Origin of the sequence: Rhizobium viscosum (assembly GCF_014873945.1) — a bacterium.
GTDB classification, from domain to species: Bacteria; Pseudomonadota; Alphaproteobacteria; order Rhizobiales; family Rhizobiaceae; genus Rhizobium; species Rhizobium viscosum.
Genome location: NZ_JADBEC010000001.1, coordinates 2,307,854 through 2,332,500 on the forward strand (window position 1 = coordinate 2,307,854; position 24,647 = coordinate 2,332,500).

At 59.7% G+C, this 24,647-nt stretch carries 22 protein-coding genes (1 of these 22 cut by a window edge); 17 read left to right on the top strand and 5 right to left on the bottom strand.

Features of this window, described 5'->3' with window-relative positions:
• Window positions 1-43: 43 nt before the first annotated feature.
• Window positions 44-2,761 carry a preprotein translocase subunit SecA gene (gene secA / locus H4W29_RS11445; protein WP_192729017.1) on the bottom strand — a complete coding sequence of 906 codons (2,718 nt, stop codon included), beginning with the start codon at window positions 2,759-2,761 and terminating at the stop codon, window positions 44-46.
• Between the two features lie 247 nt (window positions 2,762-3,008).
• On the opposite strand from secA, the gene H4W29_RS11450 reads away from it, so the two are divergent.
• The 6 genes from H4W29_RS11450 to H4W29_RS11475 all read left to right on the top strand — a co-directional run bounded on the left by H4W29_RS11450 (window position 3,009) and on the right by H4W29_RS11475 (window position 7,093).
• Complete coding sequence (locus H4W29_RS11450; protein ID WP_192729018.1) at window positions 3,009-3,893, top strand: peptidylprolyl isomerase; 885 nt, start codon at window positions 3,009-3,011, stop codon at window positions 3,891-3,893.
• Window positions 3,894-3,953: 60 nt separating this feature from the next.
• Window positions 3,954-5,195, top strand: a complete 1,242-nt coding sequence (gene argJ / locus H4W29_RS11455; protein WP_192729019.1) for a bifunctional glutamate N-acetyltransferase/amino-acid acetyltransferase ArgJ — start codon at window positions 3,954-3,956, stop codon at window positions 5,193-5,195.
• Window positions 5,176-5,982 carry a GNAT family N-acetyltransferase gene (locus tag H4W29_RS11460; RefSeq protein ID WP_192729020.1) on the top strand — a complete coding sequence of 269 codons (807 nt, stop codon included), beginning with the start codon at window positions 5,176-5,178 and terminating at the stop codon, window positions 5,980-5,982. Before argJ ends, H4W29_RS11460 begins: the two co-directional genes overlap by 20 nt.
• Window positions 5,979-6,392: an 8-oxo-dGTP diphosphatase MutT gene (mutT, locus tag H4W29_RS11465; RefSeq protein WP_192729021.1), complete on the top strand. Its 414-nt coding sequence runs from the start codon at window positions 5,979-5,981 to the stop codon at window positions 6,390-6,392. Before H4W29_RS11460 ends, mutT begins: the two co-directional genes overlap by 4 nt.
• A 126-nt stretch (window positions 6,393-6,518) precedes the next feature.
• A complete protein-coding gene (locus tag H4W29_RS11470; protein WP_183749637.1) occupies window positions 6,519-6,857 on the top strand; it encodes a hypothetical protein in 339 nt (112 codons plus the stop codon).
• Window positions 6,858-6,925: 68 nt separating this feature from the next.
• Window positions 6,926-7,093, top strand: a complete 168-nt coding sequence (locus tag H4W29_RS11475; RefSeq protein ID WP_007825504.1) for a Flp family type IVb pilin — start codon at window positions 6,926-6,928, stop codon at window positions 7,091-7,093.
• A 19-nt stretch (window positions 7,094-7,112) separates the two neighbouring features.
• Here H4W29_RS11475 and H4W29_RS11480 read toward each other — a convergent pair whose 3' ends face one another.
• The gene (locus H4W29_RS11480) at window positions 7,113-7,997 is read right to left on the bottom strand and encodes a methyltransferase domain-containing protein (protein WP_192730718.1); all 885 of its coding nucleotides are present in this window, start codon (window positions 7,995-7,997) and stop codon (window positions 7,113-7,115) included.
• Between the two features lie 177 nt (window positions 7,998-8,174).
• On the opposite strand from H4W29_RS11480, the gene H4W29_RS11485 reads away from it, so the two are divergent.
• The 4 genes from H4W29_RS11485 to H4W29_RS11500 are packed head-to-tail and all read left to right on the top strand — an operon-like array spanning window position 8,175 to window position 10,533.
• On the top strand, window positions 8,175-8,951 hold the full coding sequence (locus tag H4W29_RS11485) for a ComF family protein (RefSeq protein ID WP_192729022.1): 777 nt from the start codon (window positions 8,175-8,177) through the stop codon (window positions 8,949-8,951).
• A 32-nt stretch (window positions 8,952-8,983) separates the two neighbouring features.
• Window positions 8,984-9,241, top strand: a complete 258-nt coding sequence (gene grxC, locus H4W29_RS11490) for a glutaredoxin 3 (RefSeq protein WP_007825499.1) — start codon at window positions 8,984-8,986, stop codon at window positions 9,239-9,241.
• A gap of 9 nt (window positions 9,242-9,250) precedes the next feature.
• Window positions 9,251-10,108, top strand: a complete 858-nt coding sequence (locus H4W29_RS11495) for a carbon-nitrogen hydrolase family protein (protein WP_192729023.1) — start codon at window positions 9,251-9,253, stop codon at window positions 10,106-10,108.
• Window positions 10,105-10,533 (top strand): DUF1178 family protein, encoded by a 429-nt coding sequence (locus H4W29_RS11500; RefSeq protein WP_192729024.1) that lies wholly within the window; start codon window positions 10,105-10,107, stop codon window positions 10,531-10,533. The genes H4W29_RS11495 and H4W29_RS11500 overlap by 4 nt, the downstream gene beginning before the upstream one ends.
• Window positions 10,534-10,545: 12 nt before the next feature.
• On the opposite strand, the gene ubiG is transcribed toward H4W29_RS11500, so the two are convergent.
• The gene (gene ubiG / locus H4W29_RS11505) at window positions 10,546-11,292 is read right to left on the bottom strand and encodes a bifunctional 2-polyprenyl-6-hydroxyphenol methylase/3-demethylubiquinol 3-O-methyltransferase UbiG (RefSeq protein ID WP_192729025.1); all 747 of its coding nucleotides are present in this window, start codon (window positions 11,290-11,292) and stop codon (window positions 10,546-10,548) included.
• Between the two features lie 168 nt (window positions 11,293-11,460).
• Window positions 11,461-11,949 (bottom strand): BA14K family protein, encoded by a 489-nt coding sequence (locus H4W29_RS11510; protein WP_192729026.1) that lies wholly within the window; start codon window positions 11,947-11,949, stop codon window positions 11,461-11,463.
• Window positions 11,950-12,357: 408 nt separating this feature from the next.
• Between H4W29_RS11510 and H4W29_RS11515 the strand changes: the two genes are divergently transcribed.
• From H4W29_RS11515 to clpB, 7 genes are all read left to right on the top strand, one after another.
• Entirely contained in the window at window positions 12,358-13,632 is a 1,275-nt protein-coding gene (locus H4W29_RS11515) for an aspartate kinase (RefSeq protein WP_192729027.1), read from the top strand.
• A gap of 90 nt (window positions 13,633-13,722) precedes the next feature.
• Window positions 13,723-15,990, top strand: coding sequence for a phosphoenolpyruvate--protein phosphotransferase (gene ptsP, locus H4W29_RS11520; RefSeq protein WP_192729028.1), 2,268 nt, complete (start codon window positions 13,723-13,725; stop codon window positions 15,988-15,990).
• A gap of 28 nt (window positions 15,991-16,018) precedes the next feature.
• Entirely contained in the window at window positions 16,019-17,098 is a 1,080-nt protein-coding gene (gene prfA, locus H4W29_RS11525; protein WP_192729029.1) for a peptide chain release factor 1, read from the top strand.
• Window positions 17,095-17,964 (top strand): peptide chain release factor N(5)-glutamine methyltransferase, encoded by an 870-nt coding sequence (gene prmC, locus H4W29_RS11530; RefSeq protein ID WP_192729030.1) that lies wholly within the window; start codon window positions 17,095-17,097, stop codon window positions 17,962-17,964. Before prfA ends, prmC begins: the two co-directional genes overlap by 4 nt.
• A gap of 345 nt (window positions 17,965-18,309) precedes the next feature.
• The gene (locus tag H4W29_RS11535) at window positions 18,310-19,005 is read left to right on the top strand and encodes a DUF4167 domain-containing protein (protein WP_192729031.1); all 696 of its coding nucleotides are present in this window, start codon (window positions 18,310-18,312) and stop codon (window positions 19,003-19,005) included.
• A gap of 190 nt (window positions 19,006-19,195) precedes the next feature.
• On the top strand, window positions 19,196-20,602 hold the full coding sequence (locus H4W29_RS11540) for a DUF1254 domain-containing protein (protein WP_192729032.1): 1,407 nt from the start codon (window positions 19,196-19,198) through the stop codon (window positions 20,600-20,602).
• Between the two features lie 202 nt (window positions 20,603-20,804).
• Window positions 20,805-23,408 carry an ATP-dependent chaperone ClpB gene (gene clpB / locus H4W29_RS11545; protein WP_192729033.1) on the top strand — a complete coding sequence of 868 codons (2,604 nt, stop codon included), beginning with the start codon at window positions 20,805-20,807 and terminating at the stop codon, window positions 23,406-23,408.
• Window positions 23,409-23,476: 68 nt separating this feature from the next.
• Here clpB and H4W29_RS11550 read toward each other — a convergent pair whose 3' ends face one another.
• Window positions 23,477-24,647, bottom strand: partial view of a M23 family metallopeptidase gene (locus H4W29_RS11550; RefSeq protein ID WP_192729034.1) — the 3' portion only. Its footprint extends 773 nt past the window's final position; 1,171 of the gene's 1,944 nt are visible here — the last part of the coding sequence; the start codon falls outside the window, past its right edge; the stop codon is at window positions 23,477-23,479.

Consider the following 24,647-nt stretch of genomic DNA (forward strand, 5'->3'; position numbering starts at 1 on the left):
GGCGGAAATTACCCAAGAAAAATGGCGCCTGAAGGCGCCATTCTCAGACCTGTTCGAAAGCACCGTGGCAGTGCTTGTATTTCTTGCCCGAGCCGCAGGGGCAGGCCTCGTTGCGGCCGACCTTTCCCCAGGTCTGGGGATCGTTGGGGTTGCGGTTTTCTGGTGGCACGGTGACTTCAAGCGCCTGATAGGTCGTGTTGGTGAACTCATCCTCGCCGGTCGTCGGATCGAGGTGATGGGCCTGCATGATCGGCGGCTCCGGCTGCGGCGGAGCCTGTTGCACCAACTCGACGCGCATCAGCTGCGCGGTGACGGCCTGACGCAGGTTGTTAAGCAGCGCCTGGAAAAGCTCGAAGGCCTCCGACTTGTATTCCTGCAGCGGATCGCGCTGGGCGTAACCGCGGAAGCCGATGACGGAACGCAGGTGGTCGAGGTTGACGATGTGCTCGCGCCACAGATGATCGAGCGTCTGCATGACAACCTGGCGCTCGACATAGTGCATGATGTCGGGGCCGAAACGCTCGACCTTCTCGTTGAAGGCGGCGTTGGTGGCTTCCGTCAGGCGTTCGCGGATATCGTCTTCGCCAATGCCTTCTTCCTTCACCCAGTCCTCGATCGGCAGATCGAGGTTGAGGATGTTGGCAGCCTGCGTCTTCAGACCGGCGGCATCCCACTGCTCGGCGTAAGCGCGTTCCGGAATGTGGGTCGTGACCAGATCATCGACCACTTCGCGACGCATGTCGGATACGGTCTCGGAAATGTTCGGCGCTTCCATCATCTCGACGCGCTGTTCGAAGATGACCTTGCGCTGGTCGTTCAGAACGTCGTCGTACTTCAGAAGGTTCTTGCGGATGTCGAAATTGCGGGCTTCGACCTTCTTCTGCGCGCGTTCCAGAGCCTTGTTGATCCAGGGATGGACGATCGCTTCGCCCTCCTTGAGACCGAGCTTCTGCAGCATGCTGTCCATACGGTCGGAGCCGAAGATGCGCATCAGGTCGTCCTGAAGCGACAAATAGAACTTGGAACGGCCCGGGTCGCCCTGACGGCCCGAGCGGCCGCGCAGCTGGTTGTCGATGCGCCGGCTTTCGTGGCGCTCGGTGGCGATGACGTAAAGGCCGCCGGCGGCGAGCGCCTTTTCCTTGAGCTGCTTGATCTCTTCTCGGATCGCCTCGATCTTGGTGTCGCGCTCCGAACCCGGCTCGATTTCTCCGAGCTCGCGCTCGACACGCATATCGAGGTTGCCACCTAGCTGGATGTCGGTACCGCGGCCGGCCATGTTGGTAGCGATCGTGACCGCGCCCGGCACGCCGGCCTGGGCGACGATATAGGCTTCCTGTTCATGGTAGCGGGCGTTCAGTACCTGGAAGTTCGAGAAGCCCTGCTTGCGCATCAGCTCGGCCAGGAATTCCGACTTTTCGATCGAGGTGGTGCCGACGAGCACCGGCTGGCCGCGCTCGTGGGCGTCCAGGATCTCGGCGATGATCGCTTTGTATTTCTCTTCGACCGTCCGGTAGACCTCGTCATCCTCGTCGAGACGCTTGATCGGCAGATTTGTCGGCACCTCGATGACATCGAGGTTGTAGATATTGCCGAATTCTTCCGCTTCCGTCTGGGCCGTACCGGTCATGCCGGCGAGCTTGCCGTACATGCGGAAGTAGTTCTGGAAGGTGATTGAGGCCAGCGTCTGGTTTTCCGGCTGGATCTGTACCTTTTCCTTGGCTTCCAGCGCCTGGTGCTGACCTTCCGAGTAGCGGCGGCCCGGCATCATGCGGCCTGTGAATTCGTCGATGATGACGATTTCACCGTTGCGGACGATGTAGTCCTTGTCGCGCTGGAACAGCTTGTGAGCCTTCAGCGCATTGTTGATGTGATGAACGATCGCGACATTCTCGATGTCGTAGAGCGAGGCGCCCTTCAGGAGGCCGGCCTGCTTCAACAGGTTTTCCAGCTTCTCGGTGCCGACTTCGGAGAAGTTCGCCGAACGCTGCTTTTCATCGATCTCATAATCTTCCGGCGTCAGTAGCGGAATGTAGGTGTCGATGGTGTTGTAGAGGTCGGAGCGGTCATCGAGCGGGCCGGAGATGATGAGCGGCGTGCGCGCTTCGTCAACGAGGATCGAATCCACTTCATCGACGATTGCGAAGTTGTGGCCGCGCTGGACCATCTGGTTCTTCTCGTACTTCATATTATCGCGCAGATAATCGAAGCCGAGCTCGTTGTTGGTCGCGTAGGTGATGTCGCAATTATAGGCGTCGCGACGCTCCTCGTCGGAAAGGCCATGGACGATGACGCCCGTGGTCATGCCAAGGAAGCCGTAGAGGCGGCCCATGGTCGCAGCGTCGCGCTGTGCGAGATAGTCGTTGACGGTGACGACATGCACGCCCTTGCCGGAAAGCGCGTTCAGATAGACCGGCAGGGTCGCAACCAGCGTCTTGCCTTCGCCGGTCTTCATTTCGGCAATGGCGTTGGAATGCAGGATCATGCCGCCAACGAGCTGTACGTCAAAAGGTCGCATGCCGAGAACGCGGCGGGAGGCCTCGCGCACGACCGCAAAGGCCGGAATGAGGATGTCGTCCAGCGTCTTGCCTTCAGCCAGAAGGGCACGGAACTCCACCGTCTTTGCGGCAAGCTGCTCATCCGTCAGCGCCTTGGTCTTCTCTTCAATAGAGTTGATTGCGGCGACGTTCGGCTGGAAGGACCGCACACGGCGATCGTTGGCTGAGCCAAATAACTTGCGGGCAATACCGCCAAAGCTGACCATATGACTGGTCCTTTCTGAATATTCTTCCCCGACGTTTCTTATTCGCTACCCAGCCGAAAAACAGGCGCACGCTTGAAAACGCCCGGAAACTGTTCTGGACGCGAGGTTGCGTGACAGATAAGAGGGGGGGCAAATGATGTCAACGGATTTGGCTGATATAGAAAGGCCACATTCCGGTGTTGAAGGCTGTTTTCGGGCTGGATTCACGAAAGCTGAAGCCGGCGGTATAATTGTGAAGGGTTATTTGATGTTGAGCACCAACAAACTTGCTGCGCTGGCGTTTACGGCCTTCGTCGCCTTCCAGGCTCCGGCCTATGCCGATGATGCCGTCGTCGCCAAGGTCGGCAATCTGGAAATCCACCAGTCGGAACTCGATCTGGCGGTGGCCAATCTCGACCCGCAGCTTGCGCAGCTCCCTGACGACCAGAAGAAGGTCGCCGCACTTTCTGCCGCTATCGACGTGAAGCTGCTTGCCGCCGACGCTACCGCCGAGAAGCTCGACCAGACGGACGACTTCAAGAAGCGCATGCAATACCTGACCGACCGCGAGCTTCACAACGCCTACTTCAAGAAGCATGTCGTCGACACTGTAACGGATGCCGACGTGAAGGCGCGTTACGACAAGGAAGTTGCCGCCCTGCCGAAGCAGGAAGAAGTTCACGCCCGCCACATCCTCGTCAAGACAGAGGATGAGGCCAAGGACGTTATCAAGCAGCTCGACGCCGGCAAGGACTTTGCCGAGCTCGCCAAGGAAAAGTCCACTGATCCGAACAAGGATGACGGCGGCGACCTCGGCTATTTCAGCCGTGGCCGCATGGTCAAGGAATTCGAGGATGCCGCTTTCGCACTTGAGAAGGGCACCTATTCCAAGACCCCTGTGAAGACTGACTTCGGTTATCATGTCATCAAGGTCGAGGATAAGCGCGACGCCCCGCCGCCGCCGTTCGACCAGGTGAAGGACCAGGTTCGTCAGCTCGTCATGCGCGACAAGTATCTTGCACTCCTGAACCAGGCGAAGGCTTCGGCCAAGGTCGAGATCATGGACGAAACGCTCCGCAAGGGTTACGAAGACGCGAACAAGCAGCCTGAGCCGGGTGCCGAACCCGCGCCCGCACCGGCGCCGCAGCAGTAATCATCAGCATCTGGGCCCGGTTCTTCCGGGCCCTTCACTATGATAGACAGGTCACATCCCATGTCCGCTACCGTTTCTCCACTTGCCCCGAAAACCTTTGCCTCGCTGCCGGCGCTTCGCGGCGTGCGCATGGCGACCGCTTCCGCCGGCATCAAGTACAAGAACCGGACGGACGTGCTGATGATGGTCTTTGACGCGCCGGCTGCCGTCGCGGGCGTCTTCACCAAGTCGAAGTGCCCCTCCGCGCCCGTCGATTTCTGCCGGACCAACCTACCGCATGGCACGGCACGTGCCGTCGTTGTCAATTCCGGCAATGCCAATGCCTTTACCGGCATGAAGGGCCGTGCCGCGACTGAGCTTACCGCCAAATCTGCCGCCACTGCCGTCGGCTGCGGCGAAAATGAAATCTTCCTTGCGTCAACAGGCGTCATCGGCGAACCGCTCGACGCCACCAAATTTGCCGGTGTGCTCGACCAGATGCATGCCGATGCGACAGGCGATTTCTGGTTCGAGGCCGCCAAGGCCATCATGACCACCGACACCTATCCGAAGGTTGCAACCCGCACTGCTGAAATTGGCGGTGTCAAGGTGACGATCAACGGCATCGCCAAGGGGGCCGGCATGATCGCGCCCGACATGGCGACCATGCTTTCCTTCGTCGTCACGGATGCTGCGATCGATTCCTCCGTCCTGCAGTCGCTCTTGTCTGCCGGCGTCGAGCCGAGCTTCAACTCCATGACCGTCGACAGCGACACCTCGACCTCGGATACGCTGATGCTGTTTGCGACGGGTGCTGCAGCAACCGACGGACAAGCTCGCATCACGAGCGCGGGCGATCCGCAGCTCGACGCATTCCGCGCGGTCCTCAACGACCTCCTCAAGGATCTGGCGATCCAGGTCGCCCGCGACGGCGAGGGCGCCACGAAGATGCTCGAAATCACCGTGACCGGTGCCGAGAGCGATGCCGCTGCCAAGACGATCGCCCTTTCCATCGCCAATTCGCCGCTGGTCAAGACTGCGGCTGCGGGCGAGGATGCCAACTGGGGCCGTATTGTCATGGCCGTCGGCAAAGCCGGCGAAATGGCCGATCGCGACCGGCTGGCCATCTGGTTCGGCGACGTGCGCGTTGCCGTTAACGGCGAGCGCGACCCTTCCTATTCCGAGGATGCGGCGTCTGCCGTGATGAAGAAGCAGGATATTCCTGTTAAAGTCGATATTGGTCTCGGCTCCGGCAAGGCTACGGTCTGGACCTGCGACCTCACCAAGGAATATGTTGCGATCAATGGCGACTACCGGAGCTGATCGTTCGCTGATGCAGGCATCCCTTCCGAAGCAGAACCTGCCGCTGGTCCGGCGGCTGGAAGCCGTGGGCTTTCGCGCCTGGCCGGCCGCTTCCGTACAATATGACGGAAGCTGGCAGGTTCGCCTGACGGCGGGCCATCCCTCCAACCGCCTGAATTCCATCGTGCCGCTCGATCCCTCCGACCATCGTGATGTCGAGATCAGGCTGGAGAAGGCAAGCCGCAAATTCGAGGCCTATGGCCGCCCTGCCGTCGTGCGCGAGACGCCGCTTGCCTCGCCTGTTCTGATCGACCTGATCAAGGAACAGGGATGGAAGCGTTTCGATGAGACGGCTGTGATGGTCTGCGATCTTTCGCAGGCCGATTTGCCCGATACGCTCGATCATCTCCCGACCCACGATGTCGGCCGGTTCGTCGATGCCAATCTCGCCGTCGATCAGGCGCAGCTTTCTCTGAAACCGGCGCTTGCCGAGATCATCTCGGCAATCAAGCCGCCATCCGGTCTTTTCATGATCGAGGATACCGTCCACGGCTCGCTGGCAACGGTCCTTTGCGTGCAGGACAACGATCTTGCGGGCATCATGTCGCTTTCGGTCGCGGGCGGCCATCGCCGCAAGGGGCTCGGCATCGAAATCCTGACTTCGGCCCTGCGCTGGGCGCGGATGCGCAGTGCCCGCACGGCCTGGCTGCAGGTGAAGCTTTCGAACGCGCCGGCAATCGCTCTTTATGAGCGTCTTGGTTTCCGTGATGCCTATCACTATTGCTACTGGCAGGAGCGCTGCGAATGAGCGAGGCCGGACGGAAGCTGCTTCTGGTCGCAGCCTGTGCGCTGATCGATGCGGACGGACGTATCCTTCTGGCACAGCGGCCGGAAGGCAAGTCGCTTGCCGGCCTGTGGGAATTCCCCGGCGGTAAGGTCGAACCCGGCGAGACGCCGGAGGAAACGCTGGTGCGTGAACTGAACGAAGAGCTCGGTATTTCTACGAAGGTGGCGTGTCTCGCGCCGCTGACCTTCGCCAGCCACAGCTATGATACGTTCCACCTGTTGATGCCGCTGTATGTCTGCCGCCGCTATGAAGGCATTCCGCAGGGCCGTGAGGGCCAGGCAATCAAATGGGTGCGCCCGCAGGCACTGCGCGATTATCCGATGCCGCCGGCCGACGAGCCGCTCATCCCGGTACTGCAGGATCTACTTTAGCTTTTGCTGATTATCGGGACGAAACGTCGATTTCGCCTGTGGATATTAATCGATCATTTAGCACCTTCTGGCAATGATCGGCCTCACTCAAGCAACTGGCGTGTGTGTATTTAAGGGCTTGACGTCATGGACGACGATTTCTGGAAAGCTGTGCGCGAAAAGGAACGCGCTTCTTCGTCTGCTTCGCGCAGGACGGGGGCGCTCAATATTGCCCTTCTATTCGGTACGGCGGTAGTGGCGTTGACCCTCATCCTGACGCCAATGCTGGCGGATTCTTCCAAGAAGAGTGTGCTAGCCAGCGCGCCGGCGGATTTCGACACGATTACCACCGGCTCCATCCCGAAGACCGAGAATGGCCCGAAGAGCGAGAGCGGTAAGCGCTATACAATCCGCCGCAGCGTGCTGCAGGATACGCCTGGTTCGGTCTGTGTTGTCCAGGGCTACGGCGTCGGCGCCGGCTGCTGAGGAAATGAAGCTCCCGTTCCAGGGGCCATGATTTTCATTGCTGTCTTGCGCGCAGAAGGGTTGGGTTGATGAATTTGCTGAAGAAATTTCTGGCAGACAGAAGCGGTGCGACAGCGATCGAATATGGATTGATTGCAGCGCTGATGGCGGTTGCCCTTATTGGGGGCCTGGGTGTGTTCACCAATGGCCTACGCGGCGTGTTCAACACCGTCGAGAATAACCTGACGATCAACTGAGCTATCCGTTAGGCCTCACTCACTGCCTGAGCTTCTGCTCTTCCACCTTCAGTGCGTCAGCAAGCCGCGCCTTGGCCGTTCCTGGCTTCAGCGGCTGCTGCTGGCTTTCATGCGGTGCCCATCCCGACACATAGATCACTGAAAATGTCGCACGGATGCGGCCGTCTGGGTCCGAATAGCGCTCGGCATAGATTTCAGCGGCGCGCAGGAAGAAGGCGCGCGTCAGTGGCTTGCGGCTGCGGGCAGCGAGCGGATTGGTCATGCCCATTGCTCTCAGGTCGCGCATCAGCGGAAAAATTGAATCGTAGCGTACCGTATAATTCTCCGCATCGATGACGGGCAGCGCAAAGCCTGCGCGCTGCAGCAGACTGCCGACATCGCGGACATCGGCGAAGGGGATGACGCGCGGGCTTGCACCGCCGGTCATCTCGATCTCGGTCGCGAGCAGCACGTCGCGCAGTTCCTGCAGCGTACCGGCGCCCGGAATGGCGGCCAGGAACAGGCCGTCCGGCTTCAACGCGCGGCGGATCTGGATGAAGACGCCGGGTGTGTCGTTGGTCAGGTGCAGGTTGAGCGGTGCAATGACCAGATTAGCCGATTGGGGGGCGAGCGGCACGTCTTCGAGTGGTGCTTCGAGGAAAGGTTCGCCCGGCGCGACATAGCGCATGTCGCTTTCCACGCGGGTGAGGCTGCCGACCTTGCCGGTCGCGATCGCCGCACGGGCGGCTGCGCCCGTGGTGCCGTGCAGTTCCACCGCATGTTCGAACCGACGCTCCACGACGGCCAGGCGGTCTGCCAGTTCCTCGGCGGCGATATCGAGCAGGAAGCCCGCTTTCGGGTCGTTATTTGCGAGCGCGCGCCGACGGTTTGAGGCGATCTGCGCCTTATCGAAGATGATATCCATGGCGATGTCCATATTCCGCCATCCAGCGGGCGGCAAGGCGATTTTCCTTTGGCGCGACACGCTGAAGCGCGTCGCGATCATCAGATCCGCTAGCAGCGCTTTCGGTCTTTGTTTTTACGCATGTCGTTCTCGCAAAACCGCTACACACTTTTGCGCGACATGCGTTAGTCTGCTCATATGGGGACGATCGAGACGAAAGGTGAGACGGGGCGGATATGGGCGCAGCTCCTGCGGCCCTTTTCGATGCTTGCCGATCTTGTCTATCCGCCGTCCTGTGCGGCTTGCGGTGTTTCGACAGGCGGACATCGCGGGCTCTGTGCCACATGCTGGTCCGAGGTCCGCTTCATCGAGCGGCCCTATTGCGAGGTGCTCGGCCTTCCCTTTTCGCATGATCTCGGGGCCGGCATCCTGAGCGCCGAGGCGATCGCCAATCCGCCGCCCTTCGATCGGCTGCGTTCAGCAGCCACTCTTGATCATGCCGTTCGCACTCTTGTACACGGCCTCAAATACCGGGATCGCACCGATCTCGCGCCGATGATGTCCGCCTGGATGCTGCGCGCGTCGGACGGCATGGTCGAATGCTGCGATGCCGTCATTCCGGTTCCGCTTCATCGCACCCGCATGGTCTCGCGCAAATTCAACCAGGCCGCGGAGCTTGCCCGACATCTGGCGCGGCTTGCAGGAAAACCGCTGTTGCCGGAAACGCTTCGGCGTGTGAAGCGCACCAGCCAGCAGGTCGGTCTTGGTGTACGGGCGCGCGAGGACAATGTCCGTGGCGCTTTTGCGGTTGCCGCGGGCAGGGAAAGCGATGTCTTCGGCAAGCGCATCGTGCTTGTCGACGACGTCTTTACGACAGGGGCGACAGTTGGTGCGGCAACGCGTGCGCTACGCAAGGCCGGGGCTGCCGATATAACGGTTTTGACCTTTGCAAGGGCTATCGCAGAAACTATATGACAGAAAGAAAACAGCACTGTCTGGAGACCTTTATGGTACCGGTTGCCATCTATACGCGTCAATTCTGCGGCTATTGTGCACGCGCCAAATCTCTTCTTGAAGAGAAGGGCGTCGACTATGTCGAACATGACGCGACCTTCTCGCCCGAGCTCCGCCAGGAAATGCTTGGCAAGTCGAACGGCCGCACCACCTTTCCGCAGATTTTTATCGGCAGCACGCATGTCGGCGGTTGCGACGATCTCTACGCGCTTGATCGGGCCGGCAAGCTCGATCCGCTGCTGGCAGCCTGAGGAAGAGCGATGAGCTTCGCGGCCGCCGCCATCCAGATGTGTTCCGGCGTTGATCCGGAGCGGAATGCCGCTTCGATGGCGCGCCTCGTCCGAGAGGCTGCTGTAAAGGGCGCAACCTACGTGCAGACGCCTGAAATGACCGGCATGCTGCAGCGTAACCGCGCGGCGGCAAAAGAAGTTCTGCGCGACGAGAGCAATGACATCATCGTCAAAACCGGCTCGGCCCTTGCGGCCGAACTCGGCATCTTCATGCATGTCGGCTCGACGGCGATTGCGCTCGACGATGGTAAGATGGCCAATCGCGGTTTCCTCTTCGGACCTGACGGCAAGATCCTGAACCGTTACGACAAGATCCACATGTTCGACGTCGATCTCGACAATGGCGAGAGCTGGCGCGAAAGTGCGGCTTACAGGCCGGGTTCGGAAGCGCGCGTTCTGTCGTTGCCGTTTGCCGAGATGGGTTTCACCATCTGTTACGACGTGCGCTTCCCGCAGCTTTTCCGAGCGCAGGCGGTTGCCGGTGCCGAGGTGATGACTGTTCCGGCCGCGTTCACGAAGCAGACCGGCGAGGCACATTGGGAAATTCTGCTGCGGGCGCGTGCCATCGAAAACGGTGTCTTCGTCATCGCCGCAGCGCAGGCCGGCCTGCATGAAGACGGGCGCGAGACATTCGGCCATTCGATGATCATCGATCCCTGGGGCAAGGTGCTGGCGTCAGCCGGTCCGACCGGCGAGGCCGTCATTTTGGCAGAGATCGATCCGGCCGCCGTGAAGGCCGCGCATGACAAGATTCCGAACCTTAAGAACGGCCGGGAGTTTTCTATCGAGAGGATTGCGGGGGAAATTTCAGGAGGCGCAGCAGCTTGATCCGCTATTCCCTCATTTGTGAGAATGCCCACGAATTCGAAGGCTGGTTTTCTGAAGGCGCCGATTTTGACCGGCAGGTCGCAAGCGGCTTTCTGACTTGTCCCGTCTGCAATTCCGCGTCCATTTCCAAGTCACTCATGGCTCCCTCCGTCTCGACCGCGCGCAAGAAGGAAGAGATGCAGACGGTCGCGATGGACACGGTCCGCCGCGAAGCCTTCCTGAAGCTCAAGGAAGCAGTTGCTGTAATCAAGGCGAATTCGGAGGATGTCGGGACGCGTTTTCCCGAAGAAGCTCGCAAGATCCATTACGGTGAGGCGGATGCCCGCGGTATCATCGGCCAGGCAACGCCTGACGAAGCTGAAGCGCTGGTGGAAGAGGGCATCGAGATCGCAGCCCTGCCGGTCTTGCCCGAAGACGTGAACTGATATGCGGCGCGATCAGGCCGGCCGTTTTGCCAGCAGCATGTAATTCACATCCATGTCCTTCGACAGGTTCCACTGGTTTGCCAGCGGATTGAAGAAGACGCCTGTGCGGTCGATAATCTCGAGACCGCTTGCGGCAAGCGGCTTTTCCAGCTCTTCCGGGCGCACCAGCTTCTCATATTGATGCGTGCCGCGCGGCAGCCAGCGCAGGACGTTTTCAGCGGCAAAAATCGCAAGTGCGGCCGCCTTCATGGTCCGGTTGATCGTGGCGACGAACATCAGGCCGCCCGGCCGGACCATGCCGGCGCAGGTATTCATGAAAAGCTCGACATCGGCCACATGCTCCACCACTTCCATGTTGAGCACGATATCGAAGGTCTCGCCTGCCTCGGCAAGCTGCTCGGCGGTGACGGCGCGATAGTCGACTGCAACACCCGATGCCTTGGCGTGGGTGGAGGCGATGCCGATGTTCTTTTCCGAGGGATCGGCGCCGACGACTTCAGCGCCCATACGGGCGACGGGCTCCGACAAGAGGCCGCCGCCGCAGCCGATATCGAGCACGCGCAGGCCTTCAAGCGGCTTGGCACTCTTCGGACTGCGCGAAAAATTCTCTGCTGCCTTGTCGCGGATATAGGCCAGGCGAACAGGATTGAACTTGTGCAGCGGCTTGAACTTGCCCGTCGGGCTCCACCACTCGGCTGCCATGGCGGAAAAGCGATCGACTTCGCTCTGGTCGATGGTGGTTTTGGCCGCTTCGTTCATCTGCCGCTCCTTAATGTCCTGTGAGTGAAGTCGGACGATCGAGGCGATAAGTCAAGGGCGCTCGGGTCGCACCGGAGGCTTGGCAAGGACCGCAAAAAATAGAGCAAGTCTGAAAGCAGTAAAAAACCCCGCCTCTTCGCGGGGTTTCGGATCCTGGGTGACGCCGATTTAGCGGCACTGACGGCGCGGGCCGTACGTGGGCTGGTACGTATTGTCGTATGCACGGTACGAGCGATAACGGCTGTAGCAGTAATCGGCATGCGAACTGCCCGCACGCACGCGCGGCTGCGAGGCGATGATACTACCGATGATCGCGCCGGCAGCCAGGCCACCGATAATGGCGCCAGTATTGTCATGGCGGCGATAATAGCGGTCGCGGTAGTAGCGGTCGCCATAATAGCGGCGGTCCCTGTCCCACCTGCGGTCATAGCGATAACGGTCCGAATAGCGGTAATTGCGGCCCCAACCCTGGTTATAACGAGGGCAGTTCGTGAAGTTGTTGCAGCCAACCTGAAGAAGAGGGGTGGCTTGGCCGCCGGTTGTTTGCGGCTGCGCTGCCGACTGAATCGGGTTTGACGTATAGGTCGGTCCTGCCCAGGCGGGCATTCCGGAGAATGCGGTCGCTATCGACAGTGCAATTATCACTAATCTTCTCATTCTGCTTACCAGCTTTCCTGATATATCTATCTGCAATCAAAACGCATTTGAGGCCAATAAGTTTCCATCGTCCCCATGCCTCTTCATCGGGATGGGATATAGGGCGCTTTTGCAGCAGTCGCAGCAACCATTTCCGACGAAATCCTGCCGCTTCCACTTCACCCTTTCCCCGCCCTTGCCACCCCCTGTCAAACTCGCTAAGAGACGCGCCAACTTTCGTCCTTGGTTGGCGGGGCTTTAGAAGCGTTCCAGAAACCAGTATTTCCGGGCTCTTCGGCCATTTGACAGCTGAGGTTTTCTGATGCCCGGGAGGGCAATGCGTCTCCCGGCGGTTTGTGAATGGCGCGTGGCGTGCCGGGAAAGCAAATCCCGTTTCCGGCAATCGCGCGCGGGTCATGGTAGAGGCTTATGGCACGCATCGTTATGAAATTCGGCGGAACTTCCGTCGCTGATCTGGATCGCATCAAGAACGTTGCCCGCCATGTGAAACGTGAAGTCGATGCTGGCCATGAAGTGGCCGTCGTCGTTTCCGCCATGTCCGGCAAGACCAACGAACTGGTCGGCTGGGTCCAGAACATGCCTAAAGTGATCGGTGCCAATTCGCCGTTCTACGATGCACGCGAATATGACGCCATCGTCGCTTCCGGCGAGCAGGTCACATCCGGTCTTCTGGCGATCGCCTTGCAGAGCATGGGCATCAATGCCCGCTCCTGGCAGGGCTGGCAAATCCCGATCCGTACGGACAATGCGCATGGCGCAGCTCGCATCATGGAGATCGAGGGCGCTGATATCATCAAGCGCATGGGTGAGGGGCAGGTTGCCATCGTTGCCGGCTTCCAGGGCCTCGGTCCCGATAACCGTATCGCGACACTCGGACGCGGCGGCTCGGACACGTCGGCAGTGGCGATTGCTGCTGCTGTGAAGGCCGATCGTTGCGACATCTACACCGATGTCGATGGCGTCTATACCACCGACCCGCGCATCGAGCCGAAGGCACGGCGCCTGAAGAAGATCGCTTTCGAAGAAATGCTGGAAATGGCGTCGCTCGGTGCCAAGGTTCTTCAGGTGCGCTCGGTCGAGCTTGCCATGGTGCACAAGGTACGCACCTTCGTGCGTTCGTCTTTCGAGGATCCCGATGCTCCGGGCATGGGCGACCTCTTGAACCCTCCCGGAACGCTGATTTGTGACGAGGATGAAATCGTGGAACAGGAAGTAGTCACCGGCATCGCCTATGCCAAGGATGAGGCTCAGATCTCGCTTCGCCGTCTTGCCGACCGGCCGGGCGTTTCTGCCGCGATCTTCGGGCCGCTTGCCGAAAGCCACATCAACGTCGACATGATTGTCCAGAACATTTCCGAAGACGGTTCGAAGACCGACATGACCTTCACCGTGCCCTCGGGTGATGTGGAGAAGGCCATCAAGGTTCTTTCCGACAACAAGGACAAGATCGGCTACGACGTTGCGCAAAGCGAATCGGGTCTGGTGAAGGTCTCGGTCATCGGCATCGGCATGCGCAGTCATGCGGGCGTTGCAGCGACTGCCTTCCGGGCACTTGCCGAAAAAGGCATCAACATCAAGGCAATTACAACCTCGGAGATCAAGATTTCGATCCTGATCGACGGTCCTTATGCAGAACTCGCTGTCAGAACTTTGCATTCCTGCTACGGTCTGGATAAGAATTGATTCCCAGCGGGCGGCCTGCCCCTTCAGGTTGAAGATGCGGCCAGTTCTTTTGGCCGCACCAAGCGTTTGTTTCGGGGAGCTTGAGACGCAATGAGAGACCTTTCCGGCGGTCCGCGCGTGCTGCTCAAGCGGCTGCGCGAATTGATGGCGGAGCCGCTGGAGCCGCAGGAGCGACTCGACCGGATCGTGCGCCAGATCGCCAGCAACATGGTGGCGGAGGTTTGCTCCGTTTACGTGCTGCGCGCTGATGGCGTTCTCGAGCTTTATGCGACCGAAGGCCTCAATAAGGAAGCCGTCCACCTCTCGCAGCTGAAGATGGGACAGGGCCTCGTCGGCACCATCGCCGCATCGGCCCAGCCGCTCAATCTTTCCGACGCGCAGTCGCATCCGGCCTTCCGTTACCTGCCGGAAACGGGCGAAGAGATTTATCATTCCTTCCTTGGCGTGCCGATTCTACGTACGGGACGTTCGCTCGGCGTTCTCGTCGTGCAGAACAAGGCGAGCCGCAATTATCGCGACGAGGAGTTGGAAGCGCTCGAGACGACGGCGATGGTTCTCGCCGAGATGATCGCGACCGGCGAACTCAAGAAGATCACCAAGCCTGGCCTCGAACTCGATCTGACCCGTTCGGTCACGGTTGACGGCGATACGTATAATGACGGGATCGGCCTTGGTTACGTCGTGCTGCACGAGCCGCGCATCGTCGTCACCAATCTGCTCAACGAAGATGCGGAGAAGGAAATCCGGCGGCTGGCGGATGCTATGGGCTCCCTCCGAATCTCCATCGACGACATGCTATCGCGCCGCGATGTTTCCATGGAAGGTGAGCACCGCGAGGTGCTCGAAACCTATCGCATGTTCGCTCACGATCAGGGCTGGGTGCGCAAGCTGGAGGAAGCGATCCGCAACGGTTTGACGGCGGAAGCGGCCGTCGAGAAAGTACAGAGCGACACCAAGGCGCGAATGATGCGCCTGACTGATCCGTATCTGCGCGAACGGATGCACGATTTCGAAGATCTGGCTAATCGGCTGCTGCGCGTACTGACCGGTTATACCGGCCGCACGGCGGCCGAGGGCTTTCCGACCGATGCGATCATTTTGGCGCGCGCCATGGGCGCAGCGGAACTCCTCGACTATCCGCGCGCCAATGTGCGCGGCTTGGTGCTGGAGGAAGGCGCGGTGACGAGCCATGTTGTCATCGTCGCACGCGCCATGGGCATTCCGGTTATCGGCCAGGCGGCGGGTGTTGTGGCGCTTGCCGAAAATGGTGACGCCGTCATTATCGATGGCGACGAAGGGCATGTGCATATCCGGCCGATGCCGGAGCATCAGCGCTCCTATGAGGAAAAGGTCCGCTTTCGTGCCAGGCGGCAGGAGCAGTTCCGGGCGCTGCGCTCCGTCGAGCCGGTCACCCGGGACGGGCAACGCATCCAGCTTCTGATGAATGCCGGCCTGCTGGTCGACTTGCCGCAACTGGCGGAATCCGGGGCAGAGGGTATCGGCCTATTCCGCACCGAGCTGCAATTCATGATCGCCTCGACCATGCCGAAAGCGGAAGAGCAGGAGATGTTCTACCGCAATGTGCTGAAGCAGGCGGCGGGTCGTGTCGTGACTTTTCGTACGCTCGACATCGGTGGCGATAAGGTCGTTCCTTATTTCCGCGGCCACGAGGAAGAGAATCCGGCACTTGGCTGGCGGGCAATCCGCCTGTCACTTGACCGTCCGGGGTTGTTGCGCACCCAACTGCGCGCCATGCTGAAAGCTGCGGCAGGCGCCGAGCTGAAGCTGATGGTGCCGATGGTGACCGAGGTTTCTGAGCTCAGGCAGGTGCGCGAACTCCTGCAAAAGGAAGTGCAGCATCTTTCACGTTTCGGCCACGGTCTGCCGCGCAAACTGCAGTTTGGCGCGATGCTGGAAGTGCCGGCGCTGCTCTGGCAGCTCGATGAACTGATGGATGCGGTCGATTTCGTCTCGGTCGGTTCCAACGATCTCTTCCAGTTTGCCATGGCTGTTGATCGCGGCAATGCACGGGTTTCCGAGCGCTTCGATCCGCTGGAACGGCCATTCCTGCGTATCCTGCGCGATATCGTGCGCGGCGCGGATCGCAACAAGACGCCGGTGACGCTCTGCGGCGAACTGGCAGGCAAGCCGATTTCGGCCATGGCGTTGCTCGGCGTCGGGTTCCGCTCCATCTCCATGTCGCCGGCTTCGATCGGGCCGGTCAAGGCGATGTTGCTCGGCCTCGATGCCGAGGCTCTGACGAAGGCTGTCAACGAGGCGCTGGACGACCGGAATGCGACCGTGCCGATGCGCGAGGTGCTTGCCCGCTTCGCCGAGAGCCACAATATTCCCCTTTAGTCATATATAACAAGAATTGGAGTAAGGGGTGGCGAAGCTTCCCATTGAAAAAATGCGCGAGCTTGAGCGTCGCTTCGGCGAGATCGAAGCGCGCATGTCGGTCGGCCCTTCGGCCGATGTCTATGTAAAGCTCGCGTCCGAATACTCAGAACTGCAGCCGGTCGTGACCAAGATCCGCTCCTATCAGAAGGCTGTCGGCGAGCTTGCCGATCTGGAGGTGCTGATCGAGGACAAGTCCGTCGACCGCGACATGCGTGAGCTTGCCGAACTCGAGCTGCCTGACGTGAAAGAGCGGATCGAGGCGCTGGAGAACGAAATCCAGATCCTGCTGCTGCCGAAGGATGCGGCCGACGAGAAGAGCGCGATCCTGGAAATCCGCGCGGGCACCGGCGGCAATGAGGCGGCCCTTTTCGCCGGCGACCTTTTCCGCATGTATGAGCGCTATGCGTCAACGCACGGATGGAAGGTGGAAGTGCTCTCGTCGAGCGAAGGTGAAGCCGGCGGCTATAAGGAAATCATCGCGACGATCACCGGCAAGGGGGTCTTTGCCAAGCTGAAATTCGAATCCGGCGTACACCGTGTACAGCGCGTACCGGAGACGGAAGCAGGGGGACGTATTCACACCTCGGCCGCGACGGTTGCCGTTCTTCCCGAAGCGGAGGAGATCGATATCGATATCCGGCCGGAAGATATACGCATCGATACGATGCGCTCCTCGGGTGCGGGCGGCCAGCACGTCAATACAACGGACTCGGCGGTGCGCATCACCCACCTGCCGACGGGCATCGTTGTGACCAGCTCGGAAAAATCGCAGCATCAGAACCGCGCCAAGGCCATGCAAGTGCTTCGCTCGCGTCTCTACGATGCCGAGCGGCAGAGGGCCGATAGCGAACGTTCGGCCGATCGAAAAAGTCAGGTCGGCTCCGGCGACCGCTCGGAGCGCATCCGCACCTACAATTTTCCGCAGGGGCGTGTGACCGACCATCGCATCAATCTGACGCTTTATAAACTCGACCGGATGATGATCGGCGAGATCGACGAAGTGGTGGATGCGCTGCTCGCCGACTACCAGGCGAGTCAGCTCGCGCAGCTTGGCGAACAGCAATGACCGCATCTGGGCCGACGGTTTCCGAAATGCTCGCCGAGGCCCGGCGCCGTTTCACGGAAGCCGGCATTGCCGATCCGCAGACCGATGCGCGGCTGCTGATTTCAGGATTGTTGAAACTTTCGCCGACCGAGATGCTGACCGCCAGCCGTGACGTGGTTTCGGAAGAGCAGGCAGGAACCATCGGTCGGGCGATCGAAAGGCGGTTGAAACACGAGCCGGTGCATCGCATTCTCGGAGAGCGGGAATTCTACGGTCTGCCGCTTTCGTTGTCCGCCGGCACGCTGGAGCCGCGGCCCGATACGGAAATTCTCGTCGATACGATCATTCCTTATCTGCGTGACCTTGCAAAAACAGAAAGCAATCTCCACATCCTGGACATAGGAACCGGGACCGGAGCGATTTGCCTTGCGCTCCTCAGTGAATGCCCGGAAGCATCAGCCATCGGTAGTGACATTTCGACCGATGCACTTGAGACGGCAAGATCAAACGCAGAGAGAAACGGATTGCAGGATCGATTCACGACCATTCGATCGAACTGGTTCGAGAACATCCATGGGGCGTTTCATGTGGTTGTCTCAAATCCGCCCTATATTGCTTCCAATGTCATTCACGATCTCGCTCCCGAAGTGACGAAATTTGATCCGGCTGCAGCTCTGGACGGCGGCCCGGATGGGCTTGACGCCTACAAAGCCATAGCAAAGGATGTGGGAAGGTTCGTACGGCCAAATGGAATCGTCGGACTGGAAATCGGCTATGATCAACGAAACGACGTGACGGCGATCTTCGAAGCGGAAGGCTTCAAGTGTCTCAAATCCGTGAAAGACTATGGCCAGAATGATAGAGTGCTCGTGTTCTCGCTGGCATGACCGGCGACAAATTGCAGCATCTAACTGGACTTTATTGCTATTGCGAAGAAAAGGCTTGGATTTCCCGAGGAAGCAATATAGGTTGCCCTCACGCGTTGGGCGCATAGGAATGAACGAGATTCGTTCGGTACTTGCTCGGCCTCGGGGGTCTGCTCTTTTAAACGAGAGTTTCAAAGGTTGAACACGACCCAATGCGTGAATCAGTCAAACTGACTTGAAGACAAGCGGCAGGTCGGCGCGAAGGCGCACTATGCTTGCGGCACGAAGGCCCTGATCCGGATGGACCGGTCTTGGCGGTTGGTGCCATGTATCCAATCACAAACAGAGAATTCAGGTGAACGATCGATGAGGCCAGGACAGCAGAACAAGCGCGGTCGAGGGCGTGGTAATAACAACAACAATAACAATGGCGGCGGTGGAAACAACAACAACAATTTCAACCGCAAGGGCGGGAACCCGCTGACCCGGACCTATGACAGTTCCGGCCCCGATGTGAAAATCCGCGGCACTGCCCAGCACATAGCTGAAAAATATGCGCAGCTCGCCCGTGACGCCCAGAGTTCCGGCGACCGCGTCATAGCTGAGAATTACCTGCAGCACGCCGAACACTATAACCGCATCATTGCTGCCGCACAGGCGCAGATGCAGGAACGCTTTCAGCGCGACGACCGCAACGATTATAATGATCGTGACAACGTGGACCGTGACGGCGACGAACTGGATACGGCTGACGATGTCGTCATCGTTCAGCCGCCCCACCAGCAGCAGCGCGAACAGCAGCAGGCGGCTCCGGTAGCGGCGCCGGTGCAGCAGGCGGAAGCGATTGATGGAACCGGCCCGCAGCCGGAAATCGAAGGCATTCCCGCCGAAGTCGCGATGGAAGACGAAGGCTCTGCTGCGCCGCAGCGCGAGCGTCAACCCCGTCGTCGCAATGCTGGCAGCCGTCCGCGCCGTCCACGCCGCGGCGCTGAAGGTGAGGCGGCCGGTGAGGACGGTGCTTCCGCCGACGCGCCGGTTCTGGCTGAAGCTGCTTCCGAATAAGCCTGCTTCAATCGTAGAATTTGAAAGGCCGCCTTTCCGGGCGGCCTTTCTTTTGCCGGCGCCTGCTGCTTTCAGTTGCTGCGGCTATTGCCAGGGCGTGTTTACACGCGAATTTACAGTAACGTACTTCCAGATTGAGCCTCCGAGGCATTCACTCCAGGGCACCTGTCGGGACCGGAGGAACGCCGTCATGAAGTATCTCGTGTTCGTGTGCATGCTGCTGGTCGCTGCCTCCGCCCATGGTGTGGAGAAGGCAGCGCAGCAAGTTTTCGACAATGAGATCGAGCGGAAGGCCGTCCAGGCCGTCGTATGGGGAATTCCTGCCGTCAATTACGACCTGATGCGCCAGGAGATGCTGACCAAGACATCGGGCAAGGTCGGGCAGGTCATCTATTGGGGCCGGCCACTGGATTGGAAGAACCAGACGCTGACGCCCAATCCCGATGCCCTCTATTTCATGGCTTTCTTCACCACGAGGGATGGTCCCGTTGTTCTCGACCTGCCGGCCGCAGAGAGCGGCGCTTCTTTCAACGGCAACATCGTCAATGCCTGGCAACTGCCGCTCGAGGATGCCGGCTTGCTCGGAATCGATAAAGGCAAGGGCGGAAAATTCGTAATCCTGCCGCCGGACTACAAGGACAAGCTGCCGGATGGTTTCATTCCGCTGCAGTCGGAGATCTACGGCGGCTACATGCTCTTCCGTTCAAACCTGAAGAGCCACAGCGACACCGACGTGCAGGCTTCGATCGACTATGGCAAGAAGCTGAAGATCTACCCTCTCTCCGTTGCCGGCAATCCGCCGGAGACCATTTTTGCTGATGTCAAAAACATCCTCTTTGATTCCACCATCAAATGGGATGAGAGCTTCTTCGACAATCTGAACCGCGTCATTCAGGAGGAGCCGTGGATTGTCCGTGACCGCGTGATGATCGATCAGTTGAAATCGATCGGCATCGAAAAGGACAAGCCCTTCAAGCCGGACCGGCATGTGCAGTCCCTCCTGACCAAAGGCGTCAAGGAAGCGCAGGCGCTTCTGGAGGCGAAATACGATGCCGGGCTTCCTCCATTTTTCACCGAGAAAAGCCGCTGGACCTTCCCGGCTTACCCCGATCTCATCAAGGCTTCGCAGTCCAATTTCGATGAACCCGATGCCTATCCCGTCGATCATCGCGGTGTTGCCTACAGCTATGCCTATATCGGCATCAAGCGGCTGGGCGCAGGCCAATTCTATTCGATCTCGATCCGCGACAAGGACGGGAATAATTTTGACGGTGGCAAGACCTATCGCCTCAACGTTCCGCCAAATGTGCCTGTCGAGCAGTACTGGTCGGTGACGGCCTATGACCGGCAGACGCATGCGCTGATCAAGAACGTTTCGCGTGCGAGCCGCTCATCGCAGATTTCTGAGCTTGTCAAGAACGAGGATGGTTCCATCGACCTCTATTTCGGGCCAAGTGCGCCGAGGGGCAAGGAGGCCAATTGGGTACCGACCGATCCCAAGCGGAAGTTCGAGCTGATGTTTCGCGCTTATGGTCCAACCAAGGACTTCTTTGACAAGAAATGGGTGCTGCCGGATGTCGCATTGATGCGCAAGTAGGGGCGCGAGGGATAGGTGTCCGGGGGTGACAGTTTTCCCGTGTGTTCCCCCTTTAAACTCCTGGGATTCTCCACCATATCCTGCCCATGTTGTTTGCCGCAAATCTTAACCGCGACAAACAGGGGCTTGCCTTTTAAGGGAGCTCAATCTCAATCATCGGTCTGTGCCTTATGAAGGGCAGGGCGATTCATGGAGGTAACGTATGAATATCGAAAAATACTCCGAGCGGGTGCGCGGTTTCGTTCAGTCCGCACAGACCTATGCGCTTGCGCAAGGGCACCAGCAATTCACCGCAGAACATGTGCTCAAAGTCCTGCTCGATGACGATCAGGGCATGGCTGCTTCGCTAATTGAGCGCGCTGGCGGCGATGCAAAGGCCGCGCGGCTTGCCAATGATGCCGCACTTGCCAAGCTGCCGAAAATTTCCGGCGGTAACGGCAACATCTATCTCGCCCAGCCGCTCGCCAAGGTCTTTTCCACTGCCGAAGAGGCCGCGAAGAAAGCCGGCGACAGCTTCGTGACGGTCGAGCGTCTGCTGCAGGCACTGGCGATCGAAACCTCTGCCTCGACCTATCAGTCGCTGAAGAATGCCGGTGTGACCGCACAGGCACTCAACCAGGTCATCAACGAGATCCGCAAGGGCCGCACCGCCGATACGGCGAGCGCCGAACAAGGCTTCGACAGTTTGAAGAAATATGCTCGCGACCTGACGAGCGAAGCCCGCGAAGGCAAGCTTGACCCGGTTATCGGCCGCGATGACGAAATTCGCCGCACAATCCAAGTTCTCTCGCGTCGCACCAAGAACAATCCCGTCCTGATCGGTGAGCCGGGCGTTGGTAAAACGGCAATCGTCGAAGGCCTTGCGCTGCGCATCGTCAATGGCGACGTGCCGGAGAGCCTGAAGGACAAGAAGCTGATGGCGCTCGACATGGGTGCCCTGATTGCCGGTGCGAAATTCCGCGGCGAGTTCGAAGAGCGCTTGAAGGCTGTGCTGAACGAGGTTCAGTCGGAGAATGGCGAGATCATCCTCTTCATCGACGAAATGCACACGCTTGTTGGCGCCGGCAAGGCGGACGGGGCAATGGATGCCTCCAATCTGTTGAAGCCTGCTCTTGCCCGTGGCGAGCTGCATTGCGTCGGCGCAACGACGCTCGATGAATACCGCAAACATGTCGAGAAGGATCCGGCCCTTGCCCGCCGCTTCCAGCCGGTCATGGTTGAAGAGCCGACGGTCGAGGATACGATTTCGATCCTGCGCGGCCTGAAGGAAAAGTATGAGCAGCATCACAAAGTGCGCATCGCCGATGCCGCGCTGGTTGCCGCTGCGACCCTTTCGAACCGCTACATCACCGACCGTTTCCTGCCGGACAAGGCGATCGATTTGATGGACGAGGCGGCTGCCCGCCTTCGCATGCAGGTGGACTCCAAGCCGGAGGAGCTCGACGAGCTCGACCGCCGTATCATCCAGCTGAAGATCGAACGCGAGGCGCTGAAGAAGGAAACCGACGTGGCTTCCGCCGATCGGCTGAAGCGGCTGGAAGGCGAGCTTACCTCGCTCGAGGAAGAAGCCGACGCACTGACGGCCCGCTGGCAGGCGGAAAAGCAGAAGCTCGGCCTTGCCGCTGACCTTAAGAAGCAGCTCGACGATGCCCGCAACGAACTGGCAATCGCCCAGCGCAAGGGTGAATTCCAGCGTGCCGGCGAGCTCGCCTATGGCGTGATCCCCGGTCTCGAAAAACAGCTCACTGAGGCTGAAAGCAAGGAAGACAACAGCCGCAACGCGATGGTGCAGGAGGTCGTGATCCCTGACAATATCGCCCATGTCGTTTCCCGCTGGACCGGCATTCCCGTTGACAAGATGTTGGAGGGTGAACGTGACAAGCTGCTCCGGATGGAAGACGAGCTGGCGAAGTCGGTGATCGGCCAAGGCGATGCGGTTCAGGCCGTATCCCGCGCCGTGCGCCGGGCCCGCGCAGGCCTTCAGGATCCGAACCGGCCGATCGGCTCGTTCATCTTCCTCGGCCCGACCGGTGTCGGCAAGACCGAGCTCACCAAGGCGCTCGCCCGCTTCCTCTTCGATGATGAGACGGCGATGGTGCGCATGGATATGTCCGAGTACATGGAGAAGCACTCCGTTGCCCGGCTGATCGGTGCGCCTCCCGGCTATGTCGGCTATGACGAAGGTGGTGCGCTGACGGAAGCGGTCCGTCGCCGGCCCTATCAGGTCGTTCTGTTCGACGAGATCGAGAAGGCGCATCCTGACGTCTTCAACGTCTTGCTGCAGGTCCTAGACGATGGTCGCCTGACCGATGGTCAGGGCCGGACGGTCGATTTCCGTAACACGATGATCATCATGACCTCGAACCTCGGTGCCGAATACCTCACGCAGCTGCGCGAGGGCGAGGACAGCGAGACTGTTCGCGAGCAGGTCATGGATGTTGTTCGCGGTCACTTCCGGCCGGAATTCCTGAACCGTATCGATGAGATCATCCTCTTCCATCGCCTCAAGCGCGAGGAGATGGGCGCGATCGTCGATATCCAGCTGAAGCGGCTGATCTCGTTGCTGTCCGAGCGCAAGATCACACTCGACCTCGATGAGGATGCCCGCAATTGGCTGGCGAATAAGGGATACGATCCGGTCTACGGGGCTCGTCCGCTGAAGAGGGTGATCCAGAAGTTCGTCCAGGATCCGCTCGCCGAGCAGATCCTTTCGGGTCAGGTGCCGGATGGATCGACGGTGAAGATCACCAGCGGCTCAGATCGGTTGCTGTTCCGGTCGAAACAGTCGGTCAGCGAAGCGGCGTAAGGTTGCGCAGATGAGAATTGAAATTGGCGGCCCTTGGGCCGCCAATTTTGTTTCCGCAGAAGGGGGAATTATTTGCTCGCGACCTGATCCGTGGCGGGCTGGTTATTCAGCAGTGTGTCGATGCGCTTGCGTTCGTCCTCGAACTTGGCGAGCGCATCGCCCTGGAGCGACTTGCCGCCCGGCAGGCGGATGCGCAGCGGGTCGACCTTGGTGCCGTTGACGATCAGTTCGTAATGCAGGTGCGGGCCGGTGGATTCACCCGTCGTGCCCACCCAGCCGATGACCTGGCCCTGTCGCACCTTAGCGCCTGGCACGATGCCCTTGGCGATGGCGCTCTGGTGGTTATAGGAGGATTCATAGCCATTGGCGTGGCGGACGATCGTCTGGTTGCCGTAGCCGCCGGAATCCCAGCCTGCCTTTTCGACCGTGCCGTTGCCGGCCGCAATGATTGCCGTACCGCGCGGGGCCGCCCAGTCGACACCAGTATGCATGCGCGCGAAGCCGAGGATCGGGTGGCGGCGCATGCCGAAGCCGGACTTGAAGATGCCGTTCGGGACAGGATTGCGCAGCAGGAACTGGCGGATACTCTTACCGTCCTGATCGAAGTAATCGATCGTGCCGTCTTCCGGGTCCTGGAAGCGATAGAAGCGCGTCAATGTATCGCCGAAGCGGGCATTGACGTAGAGAAGATCGGAATCCTCGGTCGCCTGGCCGTTGCTGTCGGTGACGGAGAAGAAGGCTTCGAGGTAATCCGTCGGCTTCAATTGCGCCTGGAAGTCGACATTGGCCGCGAGCAGCTTGATGATCAGCGCCGTCATGTCTTTGGTCATGCCATAGGAAAGAGCTGCGCGGTAAATACCGTCATAGACGCGCGGCAGATTCTGGCCGGCGGGCGGAGCGAAGGAATTGTCCTCAAAGGCAGTGGCGACCGCATCCAGCATCGGCGGTTCGCTGCCGGCCACGAAACGGCCCTTGTCGTCGAGGGCGACGGTAATCAGATGCCGTGTACCGCGATAGATGCTGGCGCGAATGATCTTCGCCTGCTCGCCCTTCTGAATGATGCCGATGCGCAGGACATCGCCCTTCGAAAGCGTATCGGTGCCGAGCAGGGGAGCGATATAACCGGACATGCCGTCTGCCTGCGGCTGCGGATAGCCGGAATCGGCAAGCGCCTTGGCGATTGTCGTGTCCTGGCGCACCGGCAGAATGTCGTCGGCGAATTCTTCAGTCTGCGGTGTG